This window comes from Methylobacterium gregans (assembly GCF_022179245.1).
In the GTDB taxonomy this organism is placed as follows: domain Bacteria; phylum Pseudomonadota; class Alphaproteobacteria; order Rhizobiales; family Beijerinckiaceae; genus Methylobacterium; species Methylobacterium gregans.
The window spans coordinates 47,551-67,708 of record NZ_BPQM01000052.1 but is presented as its reverse complement, the minus strand read 5'-3'; the positions used below and the strand labels follow the sequence as shown (position 1 = coordinate 67,708).

The 20,158-nt window shown below is 69.1% G+C and carries 16 protein-coding genes, 1 tRNA gene and 1 pseudogene; 2 read left to right on the top strand and 16 right to left on the bottom strand.

Features of this window, described 5'->3' with window-relative positions; translation table 11 throughout:
• Positions 1-160: 160 nt before the first annotated feature.
• From MFF54_RS11630 to MFF54_RS11610, 5 genes and pseudogenes are all read right to left on the bottom strand, one after another.
• Positions 161-513: pseudogene (locus MFF54_RS11630) on the bottom strand (metallophosphoesterase); the annotation flags it as partial.
• 134 nt (positions 514-647) lie between these two features.
• The gene (locus MFF54_RS11625) at positions 648-1,607 is read right to left on the bottom strand and encodes a TIGR03885 family FMN-dependent LLM class oxidoreductase (RefSeq protein ID WP_238302975.1); all 960 of its coding nucleotides are present in this window, start codon (positions 1,605-1,607) and stop codon (positions 648-650) included.
• 36 nt (positions 1,608-1,643) lie between these two features.
• Positions 1,644-3,473: a glycoside hydrolase family 15 protein gene (locus MFF54_RS11620; RefSeq protein WP_238302973.1), complete on the bottom strand. Its 1,830-nt coding sequence runs from the start codon at positions 3,471-3,473 to the stop codon at positions 1,644-1,646.
• Between the two features lie 69 nt (positions 3,474-3,542).
• The gene (locus tag MFF54_RS11615; protein ID WP_238302971.1) at positions 3,543-4,433 is read right to left on the bottom strand and encodes an SMP-30/gluconolactonase/LRE family protein; all 891 of its coding nucleotides are present in this window, start codon (positions 4,431-4,433) and stop codon (positions 3,543-3,545) included.
• Positions 4,434-4,774: 341 nt separating this feature from the next.
• Positions 4,775-7,561, bottom strand: a complete 2,787-nt coding sequence (locus tag MFF54_RS11610; RefSeq protein WP_238302970.1) for a PAS domain S-box protein — start codon at positions 7,559-7,561, stop codon at positions 4,775-4,777.
• A 703-nt stretch (positions 7,562-8,264) separates the two neighbouring features.
• Here MFF54_RS11610 and MFF54_RS11605 point away from each other — a divergent pair.
• The gene (locus MFF54_RS11605) at positions 8,265-9,401 is read left to right on the top strand and encodes an alpha/beta fold hydrolase (RefSeq protein ID WP_238302968.1); all 1,137 of its coding nucleotides are present in this window, start codon (positions 8,265-8,267) and stop codon (positions 9,399-9,401) included.
• Between the two features lie 240 nt (positions 9,402-9,641).
• Here the strand turns inward: MFF54_RS11605 and MFF54_RS11600 are convergent, their stop codons facing one another.
• The 9 genes from MFF54_RS11600 to MFF54_RS11560 all read right to left on the bottom strand — a co-directional run bounded on the left by MFF54_RS11600 (position 9,642) and on the right by MFF54_RS11560 (position 17,476).
• Complete coding sequence (locus tag MFF54_RS11600; protein ID WP_238302966.1) at positions 9,642-9,887, bottom strand: hypothetical protein; 246 nt, start codon at positions 9,885-9,887, stop codon at positions 9,642-9,644.
• Between the two features lie 510 nt (positions 9,888-10,397).
• Positions 10,398-10,474, bottom strand: a tRNA-Met gene (locus tag MFF54_RS11595).
• Between the two features lie 98 nt (positions 10,475-10,572).
• The gene (trpB, locus tag MFF54_RS11590) at positions 10,573-11,814 is read right to left on the bottom strand and encodes a tryptophan synthase subunit beta (RefSeq protein ID WP_238302964.1); all 1,242 of its coding nucleotides are present in this window, start codon (positions 11,812-11,814) and stop codon (positions 10,573-10,575) included.
• A gap of 72 nt (positions 11,815-11,886) precedes the next feature.
• Positions 11,887-12,570 carry a phosphoribosylanthranilate isomerase gene (locus MFF54_RS11585; RefSeq protein WP_238302962.1) on the bottom strand — a complete coding sequence of 228 codons (684 nt, stop codon included), beginning with the start codon at positions 12,568-12,570 and terminating at the stop codon, positions 11,887-11,889.
• 19 nt (positions 12,571-12,589) lie between these two features.
• Positions 12,590-12,946 carry a lipopolysaccharide assembly protein LapA domain-containing protein gene (locus tag MFF54_RS11580; RefSeq protein WP_238302961.1) on the bottom strand — a complete coding sequence of 119 codons (357 nt, stop codon included), beginning with the start codon at positions 12,944-12,946 and terminating at the stop codon, positions 12,590-12,592.
• Between the two features lie 28 nt (positions 12,947-12,974).
• Positions 12,975-13,286 carry an integration host factor subunit beta gene (locus MFF54_RS11575; protein WP_066926124.1) on the bottom strand — a complete coding sequence of 104 codons (312 nt, stop codon included), beginning with the start codon at positions 13,284-13,286 and terminating at the stop codon, positions 12,975-12,977.
• A gap of 71 nt (positions 13,287-13,357) precedes the next feature.
• Positions 13,358-14,335: a signal peptide peptidase SppA gene (sppA, locus tag MFF54_RS11570; protein ID WP_238302959.1), complete on the bottom strand. Its 978-nt coding sequence runs from the start codon at positions 14,333-14,335 to the stop codon at positions 13,358-13,360.
• 413 nt (positions 14,336-14,748) lie between these two features.
• Complete coding sequence (gene rpsA, locus MFF54_RS11565; protein WP_238302957.1) at positions 14,749-16,461, bottom strand: 30S ribosomal protein S1; 1,713 nt, start codon at positions 16,459-16,461, stop codon at positions 14,749-14,751.
• A gap of 301 nt (positions 16,462-16,762) precedes the next feature.
• Complete coding sequence (locus MFF54_RS11560; RefSeq protein WP_238302955.1) at positions 16,763-17,476, bottom strand: DUF1013 domain-containing protein; 714 nt, start codon at positions 17,474-17,476, stop codon at positions 16,763-16,765.
• 352 nt (positions 17,477-17,828) lie between these two features.
• Between MFF54_RS11560 and MFF54_RS11555 the strand changes: the two genes are divergently transcribed.
• On the top strand, positions 17,829-18,617 hold the full coding sequence (locus MFF54_RS11555; RefSeq protein ID WP_370880125.1) for an aldolase: 789 nt from the start codon (positions 17,829-17,831) through the stop codon (positions 18,615-18,617).
• A 20-nt stretch (positions 18,618-18,637) separates the two neighbouring features.
• On the opposite strand, the gene MFF54_RS11550 is transcribed toward MFF54_RS11555, so the two are convergent.
• Both MFF54_RS11550 and MFF54_RS11545 read right to left on the bottom strand, forming a co-directional pair.
• The gene (locus MFF54_RS11550; RefSeq protein ID WP_238302953.1) at positions 18,638-19,585 is read right to left on the bottom strand and encodes a ribose-phosphate pyrophosphokinase; all 948 of its coding nucleotides are present in this window, start codon (positions 19,583-19,585) and stop codon (positions 18,638-18,640) included.
• A 200-nt stretch (positions 19,586-19,785) separates the two neighbouring features.
• Positions 19,786-20,013: a DUF4170 domain-containing protein gene (locus MFF54_RS11545; protein WP_238302952.1), complete on the bottom strand. Its 228-nt coding sequence runs from the start codon at positions 20,011-20,013 to the stop codon at positions 19,786-19,788.
• Between the last annotated feature and the right edge of the window lie 145 nt (positions 20,014-20,158).

Genomic DNA, 20,158 nt, shown 5'->3' with positions numbered 1-20,158 from the left:
CCGACTCACGTTCTCCGCTCAATCCAAACAGCCAAGGTGGGGCGGCATGAGCAGCGCTGAAGATTCACGCGTGAGTGGCAACGGACCGAGCCTGATTCAGGCGGGCCTCGGCTTCACGCTCTCGCTGGTCGCGCTGGTCGGCTGTGTCGTCGGCCTCGGGTTGGTCGCGTAGCGGTGACACGAGCAGGGCCACCAGAGCCGCTGCGCACCGCCACGCGGTCGATACCACCCATCCGCCCCCGGGCATGACCCGGGACGTCCACGCCACCGTGTCCAGCGCGAGCTGCATGTAGGCGAGCAGCACGGTCGCGCCGAGCGCTCCGTTGAACAGGATCACCAGCGCACGGGGGAACTCGGGCGCGAAGATCGACCCGGAGGAGAGGCGGCTCCACAGATGGAACTGGGACGCCGCCAACAGGCAGACGGCGGCGCCAAGCTTGAGTGCGACGGGCAAGGGCCCTTCACCCGTGCGACGACGTACAGGGCGGGCAGGCCGAAGACGAGATGGATCATGGGTGGCTACATGGCCCACTCCGCTCGAGCTAGCCATCGTTCGTTCCGGCACGCGATCGCACGGTCCCCGTAGCTGCCGGCCATCGGATTCGACCTGCGCCGCGCCCGAGAGGCGATGTCCATCTCGGCAACCCCTATCCCAGCTGCGGAAGTACATGGCGGCCGAAGGCCTCGGCAAACCGGCTCTGATCACCCGCGACCTGATGGACGATGATCTCGGCCGGCCCGAGGCCAGCCAGTTCGGCGAGCCAGGCAGCGTGCCGCCCGAGGTCGGAGGAGACGCGTACGTAGCCAGGCACATCCTCTGAGCGCACGAAGCGCGCTGCGGTCTCGAAATTCTCGGGGCTGCGCAGCTCCCAGTTGACGTCCCCTTCCAGCATGTTGCTCGCCCATTGCGTGTGAGCCTCAGCGAGCGCGCGGGCCGGATCGGGGTCCCAACACACCTTGGTCTGGAGGAAGACCGGCTTACCCTGGCCCCCGCCTTCCCAGAACGCTTCGAACACCGGGCGCAGCTTGTCCGGCTCGATCCCCACCGTGACGAGGCCGTCGGCCCATTCCGCCACCCGGCGCGCCGTGTCCGGTGTCACCGCCGCACCGATCAGCATCGGCCTATGCGCGGGACGAGAGTACAGCTTGGCCTCCACGACGGTGACGCGGCCGCGGTGGGTCACGGTCTCCCCCTCGAACAGCGCCCGGATCACCTGTGCGCATTCGGCAAGCCGCGCCGTGCGCTCGGCCTTCTCCGGCCAGGGCAGCCCGGTCACGTCCTCGTTAAGGCGCTGGCCCGAACCCAGCGCCAGCCACAGGCGCCGGGGAAACATCTCCGACAGGGTGGCGGCGGACTGGGCCAGCACCGCCGGATGGTGACGGTAGCCCGGTGCCGTGATGATCCCGAAAGGTAGCTGGGTGCGCGCGAGCGCGGCGCCGAGCCAAGACCAAGCGTTCCCCGAGTGCCCTTGCGCGTTGCTCCAGGGCTTGAAGTGCTCGGAGGACATGGCGCAGACGAACCCTGCGGCCTCCGCCACTCCGACGTAGCGCAGCAGCGACGAGGGAGCATGCTGCTCGTGCGAGACGTGATAACCGATGCGTGCCATGGGGGCGTCTCCTGATCGGACTGTGCGCTCGGAAGGTCAGGCCGCATTGGCGATGTCGGGGGCCCGGCGCGTGTTGGTTTCGCGCAACGTTCGATCGGCGTAGGTGCCTTGGACGGCGTCGCGCCCCCCATGCTCGTACAGGTCGAGCACCAGGGCCGAGTGGATCAGACCGAGATGGCTGAACGCCTGCGGGAAGTTCCCAAGGAAGGCACCGTCCTCGGCGGTCTGCTCGGCCATCAGGCCGACGTCGTTCTGCAGCACGCGCAAGGCGGCGAAGCGGGAGCGCGCCTCCACCTCACGCCCGAGCCAGAGCAGGGCGTCGACCATCCAGAAGGCGCAGAGCAGGAAGGTGCCCTCGTGGCCAGGCAGACCGTCGTCGTTCTTGTAGCGGTAGACGAGATGGCCGTGGCCCAGGCGCTCGTCGATCACCGCGACGGTCCGAGCGAACACAGCCTCTTCGACGGGAAAGCCCACCATCGGTGCGATGAGCAGAGCGGCGTCGACCTCGTCGCTGCCGAGGTATTGCGGGTAGTACCCATCGGCATGCACGCCCGCTCCGTTGACGAAATCCACGATGCGGTCGCGCTCGGTGCTCCAAGGCTCCCGCTCGCCGAACAGGCGGATCGCGCGGTCGAGGGCGACCCAGTTCATGATCGCGGCGTGCAGGTAGCGCTGCTCGGGCTTCCTCGGCTCCCACAGGCCAGCATCGGGCTCGTGCCAGCGCGCAGCCGAGATGTCGGCCAGCCGCGCCCCATGCCGGCGCAGATCCTCCGACAGGGTGCCGCCCAGGCACTCGTAGAGGTAGAACAGGTCGAGTACCTGCCCGTAGGCGTCAGCCTGATGCTGGTCGGCCGCCCCGTTGCCGTGATGCACCGGACCCGAGCCGCGCCAGCCCTCGAAATGGCCGATCTCTGTCTCCTCGAGATCGGCCTCACCCGCGATGCTGTAGAGCGGCTTGAGCTGCCCGTCCCCGCGCTCGCACAGGGCGCTGACGAACGCGAAGAACCCTTCCGCCTCGCGGGACATGCCGAACTTCTTGAGCACGTAGAAGGAGAGGCAGGCGTCACGGATCCAGCAGAAGCGGTAGTCCCAGTTACGGATCCCGCCAACCTCTTCGGGCAGCGAGGTCGTGGCCGCGGCAACGATCGCCCCCGTCGGCTCGTAGGTCAGCATCTTGAGCACGAGCGCCGAGCGCATCAGCTCGTCGGCCAGCGGCCCGACATAGGCGGAATCTTGCGTCCACCGCGCCCAGGTCCGGCGCACGGCCTCCATCAGCGCGTGCGCGTCCGGCGGCGCTTGCGGCGGCTCGCCGAGATACAGGGCGAAGTACCGGCTCTCGTCGCGGCCGAGAGTGAAGCGGGCGACTGCCACCTCCTCCTCCAACGCGAAGGGCGCATCGGACGCAAGCCCGGGGCACCCCTCGGCGGTGACGCGCCCGCCCGACACGCTCAACGGCGCGAAGGTCTCGGCGAACCCCGCTAGCGGGCGGTACAAGGCCACCATCGGGACCCGCCCAGACAAGCCGGAGACGAGGCGGACGAGGCGCGGCCGATCCTCGCCGCCCTCGGGGCCGACCATGAAGTCGTAGAGGTGGATGAAGCCCTCGGCGGTCGTGAATGTGGTCTGGAGGATGTTGGTGCGGCTGAGATATTGCCGCGTCGTCTCGTAGGTGCCCTCGGGCCGCAGCACGAAGTAGCCGCCGCGCCGCCGGTCGAGAAGGCGAGAGAAGATAGGATCGGCATCGAAGCGCTCCAGGCAGGCCCAGTCGAGGGAGCCGTCGCGGGCGACGAGCGCGCATCCCTCGCAATTGCCCAGCAGGGCGTAGGCTTCGATCGGCTGGTAGTCGCGCTCGTCAGAGGTCGGCATGGAATCTCCTCGCAGGTGCCGCGCGGCGGCCCTTCGGCGGTGCTGTCGGGATTGGACGGGGAAGTGCCGTCAGGCGACGAGACGGAAGGCCGGCTCGATCAGGCCGCGAACGCCGACATCGACGAGGAGCGTGCGCCCGTGTTCCGGGTCGTCGGCCCTCTCGGCCGCGCTCATTCCTTCGTAGGCGGTCGTCACGAGGAGGCGGTCGAGGTCGCGCCCGACGAAGGTCGGGCATGTGGGCTGCCGGGCCGGGATGGGGATAGTGCGGACGCGCTCCCCCGCGGGGCTGTAGGCATCGAGGCAGCCGGCGCCGAAGCGAGCCGTCCAGATCAGGCCGTCTCTGTCGACCGCCGCTCCATCGATACCGCCCTCACCGCCGCTGTGGTCATAATGGGTCTCGGGCTCTCCCGCGGGGAGACCGGTGGCGGGGTCGAGGGCGACGCGCCGGAGCACGCCCTCATCGGTATCGACGAAATAGCCTGTCGCCCCGTTTGGGGAGAAAGCGATTCCGTTGGGCGTGGTCAGCCCGGCGTAGAGGCGTGTGATGCGTGTCCCCGCGACGTGGTAGATCGCACCGCGCCCAGTTTGCGCATCGCGCCCCATGGTTCCGATCCAGAGGGCGCCGCTGGGATGCACGCGCCCGTCGTTGGACCGTGTGCCGGGATCGTCCGCTTCGAGCGCGGCGTAGAGAGAGAGTTGCCCGTCCGCGATAGTCCTGACGTAGAGCCCGTCATCAACCGAGAGCAGTTGGCGGCCCGGATCGATCGAGGCGACGTCGCTGGCCATGAACGGCAGCGTGTGGATACGAGCGGGCTCCGCGTCCTCGCGCAGCGACCGCTCGAACAGGCGCTTCTCCAGGATATCGACCCACCACACGGTGTCGGTCCCGAGATCGTAGCTCGGTCCTTCGCCAAGGTGGCATCGAGAAGGGTCAAGAACGATCGATGGCTCGAGGAGCAAGGTTTTACTTCCTGCAGACAGTCGCCTGCAGACGCGTTGTATCGAGCGAAGTTCCAGACCCCCTCGTGCAAAAAATATCTGAGTCCAAATTGCCGCGCTACGCTTGATCGGGCGGCTTAATCCCGAGGAATGAAGCTTGGCTTCTGCGCTGACTGTTTTCTAATCGAGAATGTGCGTCGCCCAACCAAATACCGGCGGCCTCAATAGGGCGTGTTGCGGCGATCCTTCCAGCTAAGCTCGCGCGGCCGCCAAGCGAACAGTCCGGCGTCAGTCTGCCTCCGGGCGAGAGGCTCGGGACTGCTATCCACGCGTTGCGGACCCTGTGAACGTCTGCTCTCGGGCTATGCGGCTGCTGTCAGCTTTGCCACCGCGCCAATGATCTGCCGAAGCTGAAGCGGCTTCTCCAACCGCTCGACGCCCTCAAACTCCACCGGGATCACCTCCGCGTCGTAGCCGGTCGTGAACACGAACGGGATGCCGTGGTCCTTCAGCGTCTCGGCCAGCTTGAAGGACGGGCCCGGACCAAGGTTGATGTCGACCACCACCGCGTCGGGATGCGCCTCCTCTAGTTCCGCCCGCGCGTCCGCCTCGGTCGCGCACGGACCCAGGACTTCCGCCCCTGCCCCGCGAAGCGCTCGGGCGGTGTCGGTCGCGAGGTAGTAGTCGTCCTCCACCACCAGCACGCGGCGGCCTGTCAGGTCCGGTTCGCCCGTCATGTCGATCGCTCCTCCGAACACTGTGGCCCGCTGCGGGGCGCTCGTCTCCAGGATACTGGCACCCCCTTGAAGCGGGAATTCCAAATGGCAGCCGGCGCCGCCCGGCTCGATGGTGAGCTGCCCGCGGCCTCGCAGCTCATAGGGGATGCGTCCCTCGATCAGCTCCGAGCCGAAGCCGCGACGGCGCGGCGTGCTGGGTGTGGGCTGCGAGCGCGCGGGGGCGCCTTCCTCGGTCCAGTCGAAGCCGAGCCAGGGGCCGCCGCGCTTCTCGAAGATCGACCAGCGCACGGCGATCCGGCCCGTCGGCACAGAGAGAGCGCCGTACTTCGCGGCGTTGGTGGCCAACTCATGGATCGCCAGCGTCAGCACCTCAGCTGCCTTCGGCGAGAGCGTCACGTCGGGGCCGTCGAGGATGTACTGGCCTTCGTGCTGGGCCTGGACGCTAACCTCGTCATGCACGATCGAACGGATGCCGACGCTGACATTGGCCGTGCGGGTGAGCAGCGCCTGGACGCGCGCGAAGGCAAGGAGGCGGCCCATCATGAGGTCCCGGTAATCCGCAACGCTCTCAGCGCGCTCACCTGTCCGGCTCGTGATCGAGCGCAAGAGCGCCATGATGTTACGCACGCGGTGCTGAAGCTCGGCCAGAAGGACGGCCGAGTGCTCGGCCGCGAGCTTGGCCTCGGTAAAATCCTCGGCCAGGCCGCCGATCCGCTGAACTCTGCCGCGGCTATCAAAGAGGGGGAAGTCGATGCTTCTGATCCAGCGAAAGGCACCGTCGGAGGGGCGCTGAATGCGGAACTCGTACGCCACGACCTCGCCGCCACGAGCGTCCTCCAGGTGCGCTAAAGCGACGCCGCGATCCTCGGGCACGATCAAACCGGCCCAATGCTGCACCCCATCGAGAAGAGTCTGCGGCTCCACGCCGTAAATCCGACTGGCGGCAGGGCTGACGTATTCCATGTCGAGGGTCTCGGCATCCCTGATCCAAGCCCCCTCGGCAGCGGCATGCGCGAACTGCCTGAAGCGCTCTTCGCTCTCGCGCAACGCCGCCTCGGCGCGGGCGCGCTCTGCTGCCGCCCAAGTACGTTCGCCGACCTCGCGCACCAGCGAGACCTCGGCGCTTGACCATATGCGCGGCCTCTCGGAGTGCACGCCGAGTTCGGCCACCAATCGATCGCCCTTGACCAGCGGCGCCACGATCGCCGCCTGAACACCGACCCTGGCCCATGCCGCGCGCTCGCTCGCGTCGAATCCCGGATCGGCATTCACGTCTGCGACGACGAGGCCTTCGCCGCCATAGCGTCTCGCCATTACGTCAGCGCCGAACGTCTCGTAAGTGAAGCGATCCGGGAACGGGGCCGGTGATGGTCGGTCCGGAGCCGCCGGCCGGATGAACTGGCCACGGATCACTCCTGTCTCCGCGCCGGGTTCGCCCGTCACCTCCCCATACATCGCGCGGTCGACACCCAGATGCACGCCAAGCAGCCGGGCCGCGGTGGCTTGTATCTCACTCGCGTCGGCGAGTGGTCGGAGCGCATCGCTCAGCGCAAGCAGGAACGCCTGCCGCTCTTCGCTCTCGCGAAGCTCGCGCTCGGTCTGCTTGCGCTTGGCAACGTCGTTGAAGAGGATCGCAACGCGCCGCTGCTCGGGATCGCCGATCCGAAACGCGTACACGTCATACCAGCGGCCAAGTGCCTCCGCCGGCTGTTCGAACCGCTGCGGCTCGCCCGACATCGCGATTCGCCCATAGATCTCGAACCAGTGTCGCTCAAGGTCGGGCGCAAGCTCGCGCATTCGCTTGCCAGTAGCGCCGGCAAGGCCTGTCTGACGTTCGAAGGCGGCATTGGTCTCGAGAAATGCGTAATCATTGGGGTTACCGGCGTCATCGAACAGTACCTCGATGAGGCAAAAGCCTTCATCTATCGAATCAAACAGCGTTCGATACTTCTCCTCGCTCGTGCGGAGGGCTTGCTCCGCCAGATTCTGTGCTGTCGTCTCCTTCAGCGTCCAGAGGACGCCAGCGACGGTCCCAGCCTCGTCGCGGATCGGCGCGTAGTCCACATCGAACCAAGCCTCTTCCAAACGACCCTGCCGGAGCACGGGGTAGCGTTGCGCCACCAACCGCGCTGACCTCCCGGCCATGCCGGCCGCGGTGTCGGCCTCGAAGACGTCGCGCGACTGGGCGAAGGTCTCGTAGGCGGACCGGCCCAGGGCCAGGATGCGATGCTCACGAAGCAGATCCGTGAAGCGGTCATTGTAGAGATGGATCGCCTCCGGCCCCCAGACGAGGCTCATCATGCTCGGCGACCCAAGCATCAGGTCGACGATCGTCTTCAGGCTCTGCGGCCAGCGCGCGATCGGCCCGAGCGGCGTCGATGCCCAGTCGAACGAGCGGATACGCCCGGCCATCTCGCCGGGTCCTTGAGGCCATTCGGACATGTACACGCTGCCCTTGGATCTTGCCTTCCACGATGTCCGCTCGTGGATAAAACGACAACGGCGGAACCCGCTTGGTGTCTCGGGCGCCGACGTGCTCCAATGCGCTGCCCGGGGAGGACACGATGGCCGAACCGCTGCCGACGACCATCCACGAGTTGTACGCGTTGGTGGCTGCTTTGGACGCGATCTCACCCAGACGCGCACTTTGCTGGCGAACGTACCGCTTGATCCCTGACCCGAAACGATCGTCGAACTTCGTCGCAGGACGACGGAGATGGAGAAGCTCGCGCGGGTGATTGGCCTGACCTCGTGCGTCGATCTCACGGTCCAGCCGACGCCGGAGTAATGTCTGCTTCCTGGCATGAAGCCGGTGACCGCTCCCCACCCATTGTGGCCTTTGCCTTGGTCGCGGCGAGTATCCTGTTCTAGCCCCGGGGCGGCCGCCAGCCGGCTGCCTTCGCCTCCTTCCCCGAGCTGCACAGCTTGGTGATGCTGCGGGGGCGGACGCACTTCCCGTCCCGCGCCCGCCAACCCGAACCGCCCCCGCAGCCGCAGTAGTTGCAGAAGCAGCCGCCCCCACCTCCGCGCCCGCCGCGGGGGTCGGAGGTTCCGGGCGTGGCCCGGGATTAGCAATCCCGAGGGTCGCATCGCTCGGGCATCCCGCGAGGTCGCCGTGTTTCCATTCACCCCGTCCCGCCGCACCCAGCGTCTCGTGCGCCGCAGCCTCACCCGCACGACGCGGCAGATCGCCCGGTCCGTCGAAGTGGCGACCCAGGCCGCGACGAAGGCCGCCACCGAAGCGGTGACCCGGTCAGCCGAGCAGGCGATTCGCGACACGCGCAAGCAGGCGGCCCGCTCCGTAAAGCGGACGGTGCGGCAAGCCGAGATCGCAATGCGGGCCGCGCAGGGCCCGCGCGGGCCGGAGGTGGTCCGGCGCCCGTCGGGCCGGTTCGTGACGGTCGACGGCCTGCCCGTCCACGTCGTCGTGCGCGGCCGCGGGCGGCCCGTCGTGCTGGTGCACGGCAACGGGACCATGGCCGAGGACTTCGCGATCTGCGGGCTGATCGACCGGCTGGCCACGCGCTACCGCGTCATCGCCCTCGACCGGCCCGGCTTCGGCTACACGGCCCGGCCGCGCCACCGGGTCTGGACGGCCGCGGCCCAGGCGGCACTCCTCGACCGGATCCTCGACGAACTCAAGGCCGAGCGCCCGCTCGTCGTCGGGCATTCGTGGGGCACGATCGTCACTCTCGCGCTCGCTGCGGAGGTGCGGCGCGAGCTGCGCGGCCTCGTCCTGCTGTCGGGCTATTTCTTCCCGCAGCAGCGCGCGGACGCCGTCCTGGCCGCGCCGCTCGCCGTGCCGGGGCTCGGCGACGCGGCGCGCGCGCTGGTGCCCGCCGCGGTCAACCGGGCGCTCGCGGGGCAGGCCTACCGGAAGGTGTTCCGGCCCCAGCCGGTGCCGGCCCGCTTCACGGCGCGCTTCCCCGTCGAGATCGCGTCGGCGGCGACGCAGCTGCGCGCGGTCTCGGAGGATGCAGCCTCGATGAACGCCACTGTCGCCCGGCTCCAGGCCCGCTATGCTGGCCTGACCCTGCCGGTCACGATTCTGACCGGCGACGCGGACGCCGTCGTGGACGCGACCGTGCACTCCGTGCGGCTGCACACGACGATCCCCGGCAGCACTCTCAGGCTGCTGCCCGGCATCGGCCATATGACGCATTACAGCGCCCGCGCGAAGGTCGAGCGGGCGATCGACGCAGCGATGGCGGGCGGATCTGTGTCGTCGATGAGCCGCAGGTCCTGCCCGTGAGCCAGCGGTGCGGGCGGCAGGAGAGCGGATCCGTTATCGGCCGGTGCTCCTCTCGGGCCGCTCGAGGCAGCGCAAGCCCCGGCTCCGGCAGGTCTCAGCGCCGGCAGCACGCGGGCGCAGATGATCGCGATCGCCTCTCGGAGCGCCTGGGCGCGGATCTCGCGGACCGCGGCCTCAATTCACGCTGGGCCTATGAGCACATGGCAGAGCTCCCGGCCGCCGGCAAACAAGCCGGATGGCTCAGTGCCGTCGGGACGAGCTGGTGCTCTCGGCATGGCGCCTCCCGCGATCGGCTTCGCGGTACACGCGCTCGACCGCCGCCGCGCTATCCTGCGGGCGCGTGTTGAAGGCGATGGCGGTTGTCGGCGCCGCCTCCCGGGCCGCGTTGAGGATGGCCTCGAACACCGGCAGGTGGCGCGGCCAGGAGCGGATGCCTGCGCCGATCACGAGGCAGTCGTACGGGGCGGCGGCGAGCTTTTCCCGCACGGCTTGGCCGGCCTAATCATCGGGCCGGATCAGGCATTGCTCGGCCGTCCAGCCACAGCCGCGCATGTCCTACAAAGCTACTCGGATCCCGTGATGGATCTTCTCGGCGTCGAGGCCGGGCGGCAACGCCGGGTTGGAGAAGTCGACCACCTCCGGTTCGTAGCCCACGAGCAGAACGCGCATCCGATACCCTCCGTGCGAGGTGCTTAGATCGATGGATGCCGTCTGCGAGTTCTGTCCATCAGGATCGGCCTCAAGGCATCCTGCCAAGGAAGCAGGAGGCATGTCGATGGGGCGAAGGCACTGAGCCTACGCGGAGCTCGCATCCAGCCTGAGGTGCGCTTGGCGACAGAGCCAAACGTGTTCCATCCGTGTTGCGCGGAGCCGCCAGCCAGAAACTGTAACCCATTGGAAAATCACGCACCGTGTTGCAGCGTGTTGCAGGCCAGCAGGGCAAGGGAGCAGGCATCAAAAAACCCGCCAAGTCATTGACCGGGCGGGCTGAAATGATGGTAGCGAGGGAGGGATTTGAACCCCCGACACAAGGATTATGATTCCTCTGCTCTAACCAGCTGAGCTACCCCGCCCCATGCCGTCGGCGGCCTTGAGAGGCCACCGCGTCGGTGGCTGGGTATAGGGAGAGGGACGCTGCGGTGTCAACGCCCTCGTTCCCTTCGCCGCCGTCTCAGAGCTTGGTTCCGAAGATCTCCGCCACCTGCGGTATGTCCTTGTCACCCCGGCCCGAGAGGTTCAGCACCATCAAGTGCTCGGCCGGGCGCTGGGGCGCCAGTTCGAGGATCTTGGCCAGGGCGTGGGCGGGCTCGAGCGCGGGAATGATGCCCTCCAGCATCGAGCAGAGCTTGAACGCCTCCAGCGTCTCCGCATCGGTCGCCGACAGGTAGGTCACGCGGCCCATCTCGTGCAGCCAGGCGTGTTCGGGGCCGATGCCCGGATAGTCGAGGCCCGCCGAGATCGAGTGCGCATCGGCGATCTGGCCGTCGCCGTCCATCAGCAGGTAGGTGCGGTTGCCGTGCAGAACGCCGGGCTTGCCGCCGGTGAGCGAGGCCGCGTGCAGGCCGCTTCCGACGCCGTGGCCGGCCGCCTCCACCCCGAAGATCTCGACCTCGCGGTCGTCGAGGAAGGGATGGAACAGGCCCATGGCGTTCGAGCCGCCGCCGATGCAGGCGACGAGCGAGTCGGGCAGACGCCCCTCCAGCGCCAGCATCTGCTGCTTGGTCTCGATGCCGATCACCGACTGGAAGTCGCGCACCATCGCCGGATAGGGGTGCGGGCCCGCCACCGTGCCGATGCAGTAGAACGTGTCGGCGACGTTGGTGACCCAGTCGCGGAGCGCCTCGTTCATCGCGTCCTTGAGGGTCTTGGTGCCGGACTCGACCGGCACCACCTCGGCGCCCAGCATCTTCATGCGGAAGACGTTCGGGGCCTGCCGGGCCACGTCGACAGCGCCCATGTAGACCACGCATTTGAGGCCGAAGCGCGCGCACAGGGTTGCGGTGGCCACGCCGTGCTGGCCTGCCCCCGTCTCGGCAATGATGCGCGGCTTGCCCATCCGGCGGGCCAGCAGGATCTGGCCCAGCACGTTGTTCACCTTGTGCGAGCCGGTGTGGTTCAGCTCCTCGCGCTTGAAGTAGATCTTCGCGCCCTGGCCGGCGGGCGCCTTGGCCCGCAGGTGCTCGGTCAGGCGCTCGGCATAGTAGAGCGGGCTCGGCCGGCCGATATAATGCGTGCCGTAGCTCTCCATGTCGGCCTGGAACTGCGGATCGGCCTTGGCCTCGGTGTAGGCTTTCTCGAGGTCGAGGATCAGCGGCATCAAGGTCTCGGCCACGAAGCGGCCGCCGAAGATGCCGAAGCGCCCGCGCTCGTCGGGGCCGGTGCGGAAGGAGTTCGGGGCGGGTGCGACGGTCACGGAGCAGTCCTCGGGCGCGGGTCGGGCGGCGGTCGGGCAAGGGCCCGGTCGAAGGGCCCGTTTGCGCCTGCTTTAGACCTCTCGGGGCGCGGACGCCAAGCCGGGCGCCGCGTCCTCGGGCGCGGCACCCGCCCGCACCGCCGCCACGAAGGCCGCGATCAGGGCCGGATCCTTCACACCGGGCGCCGTCTCGACGCCGGAGGAGACGTCGACGGCCATCGCCCCCGTGCGGGCGAGCGCCTCGGCCACCGTGCCGGGCCGAAGCCCGCCGGAGAGCATCCAGCCCCGGGGCAGGGCGGTACCCGCGAGGAGCGACCAGTCGAAGGCGAGCCCGTTGCCGCCGGGGAGCGCGGCGCCGCGCGGCGGCTTGGCGTCGAGGAGCAGGCGGTCGGCCGCCGCGTAGTCGGCCACGCGCGCGAGGTCGGCCGATTCCGCGATGCCCAGCGCCTTCATCACCGGGCGCCCGGTGAAGCGCCGGATCGCGGCGACGCGCTCCGGGCTCTCGCGCCCGTGGAGTTGGATCAGATCGGGCGCGACGCTCTCGAGCGCCGCCGCGAGCGTGGCGTCGTCGGGGTCGACCAGCAGCACCACGCGCTCGGCCCGGCCACGGACCTCGGCGGCGAGCGCGCGCGCCTCGGCCCAGCCGAGATGGCGCGGGCTCTTCGGGAAATGCACGAAGCCCACGAGGTCGGCGCCCGCGTCGAGCGCCGCCGCCAGCGTGTCGCCGGTGGAGAGCCCGCAGATCTTGACGCGCACGCCCACCGCGGAACCGCGTTCAGCGCGGGGCGGGGAGGGCGGTGCGGGCCGGAAGTCCTCCCGCGGGGGCGACGGGCTCGGGCGCGTAGGTGCGCAACCGGGCGGTCTCGCCCTCCAGGCGGCGCACCTCGCGCCCGCGCTGCCGGGCCGTGCGGCGGACATTGCCCTGGCCGAGCCAGGCGAAGATGCCACCGACCACGATGCCGACCGCGACCGCCGCGAACAGCACCGCGTAGAGCGGCAGGCTCGCGCTGAAGGCCGGCACCTGCGAGAACGGATCGAGGGAGAGCCGCACCGGCTCACGGTTGGCCACCGCGAACAGGATCACCACCACGGCGACGGGCAGCAGCACCAGACCTTTCAGGAAACGGATCATCGTCTTCTCCAGACCTGAGGAATGCAGCTCACTCGGCCTCGGCCGGGCCGTCGCCGATGCCGGCGGCGTTGAGGCGCTGGCGCATCTCCTTGCCGGTCTTGAACACGGGGATGGCCTTCTCGGACACGGCAACGGCCGCGCCCGTGCGCGGGTTGCGCCCCTTGCGTGCCTCGCGCCGCTTCACCGAGAAGGCGCCGAAGCCGCGCAACTCCACCCGGTCCCCGCGGGCCAGCGCGTCGGCGATCGTGTCGAGGATCGCGTTGACCAGGATCTCGACGTCCCGCTGGTAGAGATGGGGATTGCGCTCGGCGATTCTGAGGACGAGCTCCGACTTGATCATCGTGCGGCGGTCTTCTCGAAGGATCGGAGGGCGTGGGCGGCGGGCCGGGCTCGGACTCAGGACGTATCGGCTCAGGGCGTGCCGGCGGGGCGCCAGAGGACGAGCAGGCCGCCCTCGGTCAGCGCCCGCGTCTCGCTCTCCAGCCCGCGCAGGCGCGCGGCGAGGCCGTCGAGCCCGAGGAGGCCGGCGCCCGTGCCCAGTGCCGACCACAGGCCGAAATCCGATTCGGAGCGCGGCTTCCAGTCCGTCACCGGCAGGTTCTTGGCGACCTTGCGCTCGCTCTCCAGCCACGCCACCGCCTGCCGCTCGCTGCCGAGCTCGTCCACGAGCTTCAACGGGATGCTCTGGCGCCCGCTGAACACGCGCCCGTCCGAGACGGCGGCGAGTTGCTGGTCGCTCATCTGCCGGCGCTCGGCCACCAGCCCCTTGAACCACGCGTAGGTGTCGCCGACGACGGAAGCCAGCGCCGCGCGGGCCTCCGGCGAGGTCGGCGCGAAGCCGGAGGGCTCGGCCTTCAGTGGCGAGGACTTGATGGCCTCGACCTTCACGCCGACCTTGTCGAGCAGCCCCGACACCTCGGGATACTGGAACAGCACGCCGATCGAGCCGACGAGCGAAGTCTCGCGCGCCACGATATGGTCGGCGGCGAGCGCCGTGATGTAGGCGCCCGATGCCGCGGTGCCGTCCACGAAGGCCACGACCGGCTTCTTCTCGGCGAGTTGGCGCAGGTTGCGGTAGAGCTCCTCCGAGCCCGTGGTCGAGCCGCCCGGCGAGTTGATCGAGACCACCACGCCCTGCACGGCCGAGGCCTCGCCCACCCGCTTCAGGAGCTTGGCGGTGGCCTCGCTGCCGGCGATGAAGCCCGAGACCGAGACCCGGGCGATCTGCGGGCGCACGGCGCCGAAGCCGAGCCCGTCCGTGCCGGAACGGGCGCGCAGGCCGACGGCGCCGACCGCGACCACGAGGCCGCCGATGCCCAGCACCCGCCAGAGCGAGAGCTTGCGGCGCAGGCGCCGGCGGTCGATCAGGAGTTCGGCGTCGGCGGCCATGCGATGGTGCTCTCCCTCGCGCGTCCGGCCCCGGGGCCGGCTTCCGTTTCTTGCTTGGGGACCGCCCGAGCCCGGCCGCACACGGTCGGGGCCGACGATTCCAAGCTGTCACAAGCGGCGCCGGTTTGCACCCAAACTTCGGTTGGGTCCAGAGGGTTGACCGAGATTGACCGACCGCCCCGGGAGGCGAGAGCGGGGTGGGCGCTGCCGTCCTGCGCCAAATCCGAGTGATCCTTTCGGGCCTCGCGGATCTCCCTCTCCCCAGGCGGAGAAGGGGATCCGGGGCCTCCGAAGGGACAACCGCAGCTGGTACGCTCCCCCCGAAAACAGCGAAGCCCGCCCGGGACGGATCCCGGGCGGGCTTCGCGTACGCGTTGCCGCCGCCCGTCAGGGCGGCGGCGGAGCCTCTCGGCTCACTCGTCGTCGGAGCGCTTCTTGTTGAAGGCGGCGCCCAGGATGTCGCCGAGCGAGGCGCCCGAATCGGCCGAGCCGAACTGGGCCATCGCCTCCTTCTCCTCGGCCATCTCCAGGGCCTTGATCGAGACCTGCACGCGGCGGGCCTTGCGGTCGAACTGCACGACGCGGGCGTCGAACTTCTCGCCGGGGGCGAAACGCTCGGGACGCTGGTCGCCGCGGTCGCGGGCGAGCTCGGCGCGGCGGACGAAGGTCTGCATGTCGGTGTCGGCGATCTTCACCTCGACGCCCGAATCCTTCACCTCGACCACCTCACAGGTGACGATCTGACCCTTCTTGATCTCGCCGGCCTCGGCGAAGGGGTCGCCGCCGAGCTGCTTCACGCCCAGCGAGATGCGCTCCTTCTCGACGTCGACGTCGAGAACCTGGGCGCGCACCACGTCGCCCTTCTTGTACTCCTCGATGACCTGCTCGCCGGGACGGTTCCAGTCGAGATCCGACAGGTGGACCATGCCGTCGACGTCGCCCTCGAGGCCGATGAACAGGCCGAACTCGGTCTTGTTCTTGACCTCGCCCTCGACCTCGGAACCGACCGGGTGCTTCTCCGCGAAGGCGTCCCAGGGGTTCTGCAAGGTCTGCTTGAGACCGAGCGAGATGCGGCGCTTGACCGGATCGACCTCGAGGATCTGCACCTCGACCTCCTGGGAGGTGGAGACGATCTTGCCCGGATGGACGTTCTTCTTGGTCCAGCTCATCTCGGAGACGTGGATCAGGCCCTCGATCCCCGGCTCCAGCTCCACGAAGGCGCCGTAATCGGTGATGTTGGTGACGCGGCCCTTGAGCTTGGCGTCTACGGGATAGCGGGCCTGGATGCCCTCCCACGGATCGGCGAGCAGCTGCTTGATGCCGAGCGAGATGCGGTGCGTCTCGTGGTTGATCTTGATGATCTTGACCTTCACCGTCTGGCCGATCTGCACGACCTCGGACGGGTGGTTCACGCGGCGCCACGCCATGTCGGTGACGTGCAGCAGGCCGTCGATGCCGCCGAGATCAACGAAGGCGCCGTACTCGGTGATGTTCTTGACGACGCCGTCGATGACCTGACCTTCCTCAAGGTTGGCCACCAGCTCCGAGCGCTGCTCGGCGCGGCTCTCCTCGAGCACGGTACGGCGCGACACGACGATGTTGCCGCGGCGGCGATCCATCTTGAGGATCTGGAAGGGCTGGGGCGTGCCGAGCAGCGGCGTGACGTCGCGCACCGGGCGGATATCGACCTGGGAGCGCGGCAGGAACGCCACGGCGCCGTCGAGATCGACGGTGTAGCCGCCCTTGACCTGGTTGAAGATCGTGCCGGTGACGCGCTCGTTGGCCTCGAAGGCCTTCTCGAGCTTGACCCACGACTCCTCGCGGCGCGCCTTGTCGCGCGAGATGACGGCCTCGCCGAGCGCGTTCTCGATGCGGTCGACGTAGACCTCGACCTCGTCGCCGACGCTGAGTTCACCCTCACGGCCGGGGCCGGTGAACTCCTTCAGGGCGACGCGGCCCTCCGTCTTGGCGCCGATGTCGATGACGGCCACGTCCTTCTCGATCGCGACGACGCGACCCTTGACGACGGACCCCTCGGTGATCTCGTGTTGGAGGAAGCTCTCCTCGAGCAGCGCCGCGAAGTCGTCGCGATAGGCGTTCTGCTGCAGGGCGGTACCAGCGGTCATTCTGTCTCCTAGGGCCTCTGGCGAGGCCCGGCATCGGCGGCTCGTGTTGCGTTGCGTCCCCGTCCACCGCGGCCGCTCCCGGGATTGACGGGAGGGGCGACCGATCCTTGCCGGAGCGGCTTGCCGATGCAGTGATGCGGCTGTCCGAGGACGATCCTGCCGGCTGTTGGCGGAGGGCACGCAGAAAAGACGAAGCGCGCGATCCTACCGAGAGGACGCGCGCTCCTTACAGCAAAAGGGTTTTGGAGACAATCGCACCGTACAATCCCCTCCCCGCAGCGAGAGGGGAGAACGGCCCCTATCAGTACGCCTCGTCGTCCTCGTCCTCGCTGCGCCGGCCCTTGAGCTTGGCGAAGACCGAATCGGCGTCGAGGCGCTCGTCGCCGCGGCCGGACCGATGGTCGTCCTCCGCCTCGTAGCCCGGCGCGGTCGAGACCTCGGCCGGCAGCAGCGAGGCGCCGGCATCGGCCTGGACATGGGCCGGGCGGTCGGCGGCGGCGCGCTGCACCTCGAAGTCGAGGTCGATCTGGGTGCAGAGGCCGAGCGTCACCGGGTCCATCGGCTGGAGCGAGGCCGAGTTCCAGTGGGTGCGCTCGCGGATCTGCTGGATGGTGGACTTCGTCGTGCCGACCAGCCGGATGATCTGCGCGTCCTTCAGCTCGGGGTGGTTGCGCACCAGCCACAGGATGGCGTTCGGGCGGTCCTGGCGGCGCGACAGGGGGGTGTAGCGCGGCCCCTTGGTGGTGCGCTTCACCTCCGGCAGCTTCACCTTCGAGACCGCCTGCTTGAGCTTGTAGTGCGGCGCCTTCTGCGCCTTCTCGATCTCGTCGCGGGTGAGTTGGCCCGTGGTGATCGGGTCGAGCCCCTTGATGCCGGCCGCGACCTCGCCGTCGGCGATGCCCTTCACCTCCAGCGGGTGGAGCTTGCAGAAATCGGCGATCTGCTCGAAGGCGAGGGAGGTGTTCTCCACCAGCCAGACGGCGGTGGCCTTGGGCATCAGCGGACCCTGGGACATCGGGCAGCTCCACGTTCACGGGCGCGGGAACGGCCCGAGACGGGGGGCACCGGTCCGCGGGCTCCGGCTCGACTTGTCCGGACGTCCCGTCTCACGCCACAAATTGGGGAATGCACGCAGTATAGGCGCGGAGCCGGGCTGGCGCAATCGCCGCGCGCGGGCGGCGCGCCGGGAAAGCGCCCCTCCGGGCGGTGTCGCGGGCGATGGCCTAAGGGGCGACGCGCCGGGCCTTTTGCCGGCGGACTTGCCAGCCGACTTGCCAGCCGACTTGTATGGCACGCCGAAGGGCTGTTTCCTGCGCCCGTCGCAAACGCTTTCCCAGACGCCCCGACGATCCCAGGAGACAGAAGCCGTGGCCCATGAACTGCGCGCGGTCGGCGCCTCCGCCCGCCCCGACCTCGCCGGCATCGACCGGGCCGCGCTGGCGCGGACCCGGACCGACCTCGCCGCCTGCTTCCGGATGGCGGCCCGCTACGGGCTGGAGGAGGGGATCTGCAACCACTTCTCGGCCGTGGTGCCGGGGCGCGACGACCTGTTCGTGGTCAATCCCTACGGCCTCGCCTTCGCGGAGATCCGTGCCTCGGACCTGCTCGTCTGCTCCCTCGACGGGCACGTGCTGGAGGGCGAGGGGCAGCCGGAGGCGACCGCCTTCTTCATCCACGCCCGGCTGCACGCCCGCCTGCCGCGGGCGCGCGCCGCCTTCCACACCCACATGCCGAATGCCACCGCGCTCAGCATGATCGCGGGCCAACCCCTGGCCTTCGCCGGCCAGACCGCGCTGAAGTTCTACGGCCGGGTCGCGGTGGACGACGCCTATAACGGCCTCGCCCTCGACTATGACGAGGGCGACCGCATCGCCGCGACGCTCGGGACGGCCGACGTGGTGTTCCTGCGCAACCACGGGGTGATCGTCACCGGCCCGACGGTCGCCGAGGCTTGGGACGACCTGTACTACCTGGAGCGCGCCGCCGAGGTGCAGCTGAAGGCCATGGGCAGCGGGCGCCCGCTGGTGCCGGTGCCCGAGGCGATCGCCGCCCGCACCGCCGCGCAGATGCGCGAGGGGGACCCCGAGAGCGCGCGCCTGCACCTGGAGAGCATCCGGCGGCGCCTCGCCCGCGAGGAGCCGGATTTCTCGGGGTAGGGCGGCCCCGCGCAGGGCCCTCAGTCGAACAGGCTGGAGACGCTGGACTCGGTCGCCGTGCGCCCGATCGCCTCGCCGAGGAGCGGGGCGATGGTTACCACGCGGATGTTGCGGGCGAGCTTGACCGCCTGGGTCGGCTGGATCGAGTCGGTGATGACGAGCTCCTTCATCCGCGAGGCAGCGATGCGCGAGACCGCGCCGCCCGAGAGCACCCCGTGCGTGATGTAGGCAGAGACGTCCTTGGCGCCCGCGTTGAGCAGCGCCTCCGCCGCGTTGACCAGCGTGCCGCCCGAATCGACGATGTCGTCGACGAGGATGCAGGAGCGGCCCTCGACGTCGCCGATGATGTTCATCACCTCCGACTCGCCCGGGCGCTCGCGGCGCTTGTCCACGATGGCGAGCGGCGCGTCGATGCGCTTGGCGATGGCGCGCGCCCGCACCACGCCGCCGACGTCGGGCGAGACCACCATGCGGTCCTGGGTCGAGCCCGCCCGCTCCTTGATGTCGCGCACCATCACGGGGGCGGCGAACAGGTTGTCGGTCGGGATGTCGAAGAAGCCCTGGATCTGGCCGGCGTGGAGATCGAGGGTCAGCACGCGGTCGGCGCCGGCCCGGGTGATCAGGTTGGCCACGAGCTTGGCAGAGATCGGCGTGCGGCCTGAGGTGCGCCGGTCCTGCCGGGCGTAGCCGAAATAGGGGATCACCGCCGTGATGCGCCGCGCCGAGGACCGGCGCGCGGCGTCGATCATGATCAGCAGTTCCATCAGGTGGTCGTTGGCCGGGAAGGCGGTCGACTGGACGATGAATACGTCCTCGCCGCGCACGTTCTCCTGCAGCTCGACGAAGATCTCCATGTCGGCGAAGCGCCGGACCATGCACTTGGCCAAAGGCAGTTCGAGATAGGCGGCGATCGCCTCGGCCAAGGGCCGGCTCGCGTTGCCGGCGATGATCTTGATCGAGGACTTCATGTCCGTAGCCTCACTTGCCCCCACCGCGCATCCCTCCGGGACGCCTTCGCGAATACATGACGCGACGCCTGACGCGACATCACCAGACGGACGCGAGCCCCAGCCGGAACGGCTGGGCTCTTACCAGCGGCGTGCTGCCGTCACAATGTTCTCGTGCACTCCATGCGCCGAGCGCATGGATGTGGCGCATGGAAGATGCCTCACGGCTCCAGCAGCCGGTGCAGATGGACGACGACGTAGCGTGTCTGCGCGCTGTCGACCGTGGCCTGGGCCTTGGCCTTCCAGGCAGCCTGGGCGGAGGCGTAGTCGGGGAAGATGCCGACGATGTCGAGGTTCTTCGGATCCTTGAAATGAACCCCTTCGAGGTCCGACAGCTCGCCGCCGAAGACGAGGTGAAGCTTCTGGTCGCTGTCGATCGTGGTGGTCATGGGAGCTCCTGCTCGGGGCGCCTGCCCGGGGCCGCGCCGGATGCACCCGCCGCGCGAGACGTGAGGCATGAGGCGTGCCGCGGCAGGCGGTCGCAAACCGCGGCACGCGCGTCAACCCCGGGCGCCGGAAAGGGCCTACGGCGGG

What these genes read in the sequence shown, in the direction of transcription:
- MFF54_RS11625 (WP_238302975.1), bottom strand. Translation starts at nt 1,607, where the DNA reads ATGGCACGCATCGGTTATCACGTCTCGCACGAGCAGCATGCTCCCTCG.
- MFF54_RS11620 (WP_238302973.1), bottom strand. Translation starts at nt 3,473, where the DNA reads ATGCCGACCTCTGACGAGCGCGACTACCAGCCGATCGAAGCCTACGCC.
- MFF54_RS11610 (WP_238302970.1), bottom strand. Translation starts at nt 7,561, where the DNA reads ATGGCCGGGCGTATCCGCTCGTTCGACTGGGCATCGACGCCGCTCGGG.
- MFF54_RS11580 (WP_238302961.1), bottom strand. Translation starts at nt 12,946, where the DNA reads ATGATCCGTTTCCTGAAAGGTCTGGTGCTGCTGCCCGTCGCCGTGGTG.
- MFF54_RS11575 (WP_066926124.1), bottom strand. Translation starts at nt 13,286, where the DNA reads ATGATCAAGTCGGAGCTCGTCCTCAGAATCGCCGAGCGCAATCCCCAT.
- sppA (WP_238302959.1), bottom strand. Translation starts at nt 14,335, where the DNA reads ATGGCCGCCGACGCCGAACTCCTGATCGACCGCCGGCGCCTGCGCCGC.
- rpsA (WP_238302957.1), bottom strand. Translation starts at nt 16,461, where the DNA reads ATGACCGCTGGTACCGCCCTGCAGCAGAACGCCTATCGCGACGACTTC.
- MFF54_RS11560 (WP_238302955.1), bottom strand. Translation starts at nt 17,476, where the DNA reads ATGTCCCAGGGTCCGCTGATGCCCAAGGCCACCGCCGTCTGGCTGGTG.
- MFF54_RS11550 (WP_238302953.1), bottom strand. Translation starts at nt 19,585, where the DNA reads ATGAAGTCCTCGATCAAGATCATCGCCGGCAACGCGAGCCGGCCCTTG.
- MFF54_RS11545 (WP_238302952.1), bottom strand. Translation starts at nt 20,013, where the DNA reads ATGACCACCACGATCGACAGCGACCAGAAGCTTCACCTCGTCTTCGGC.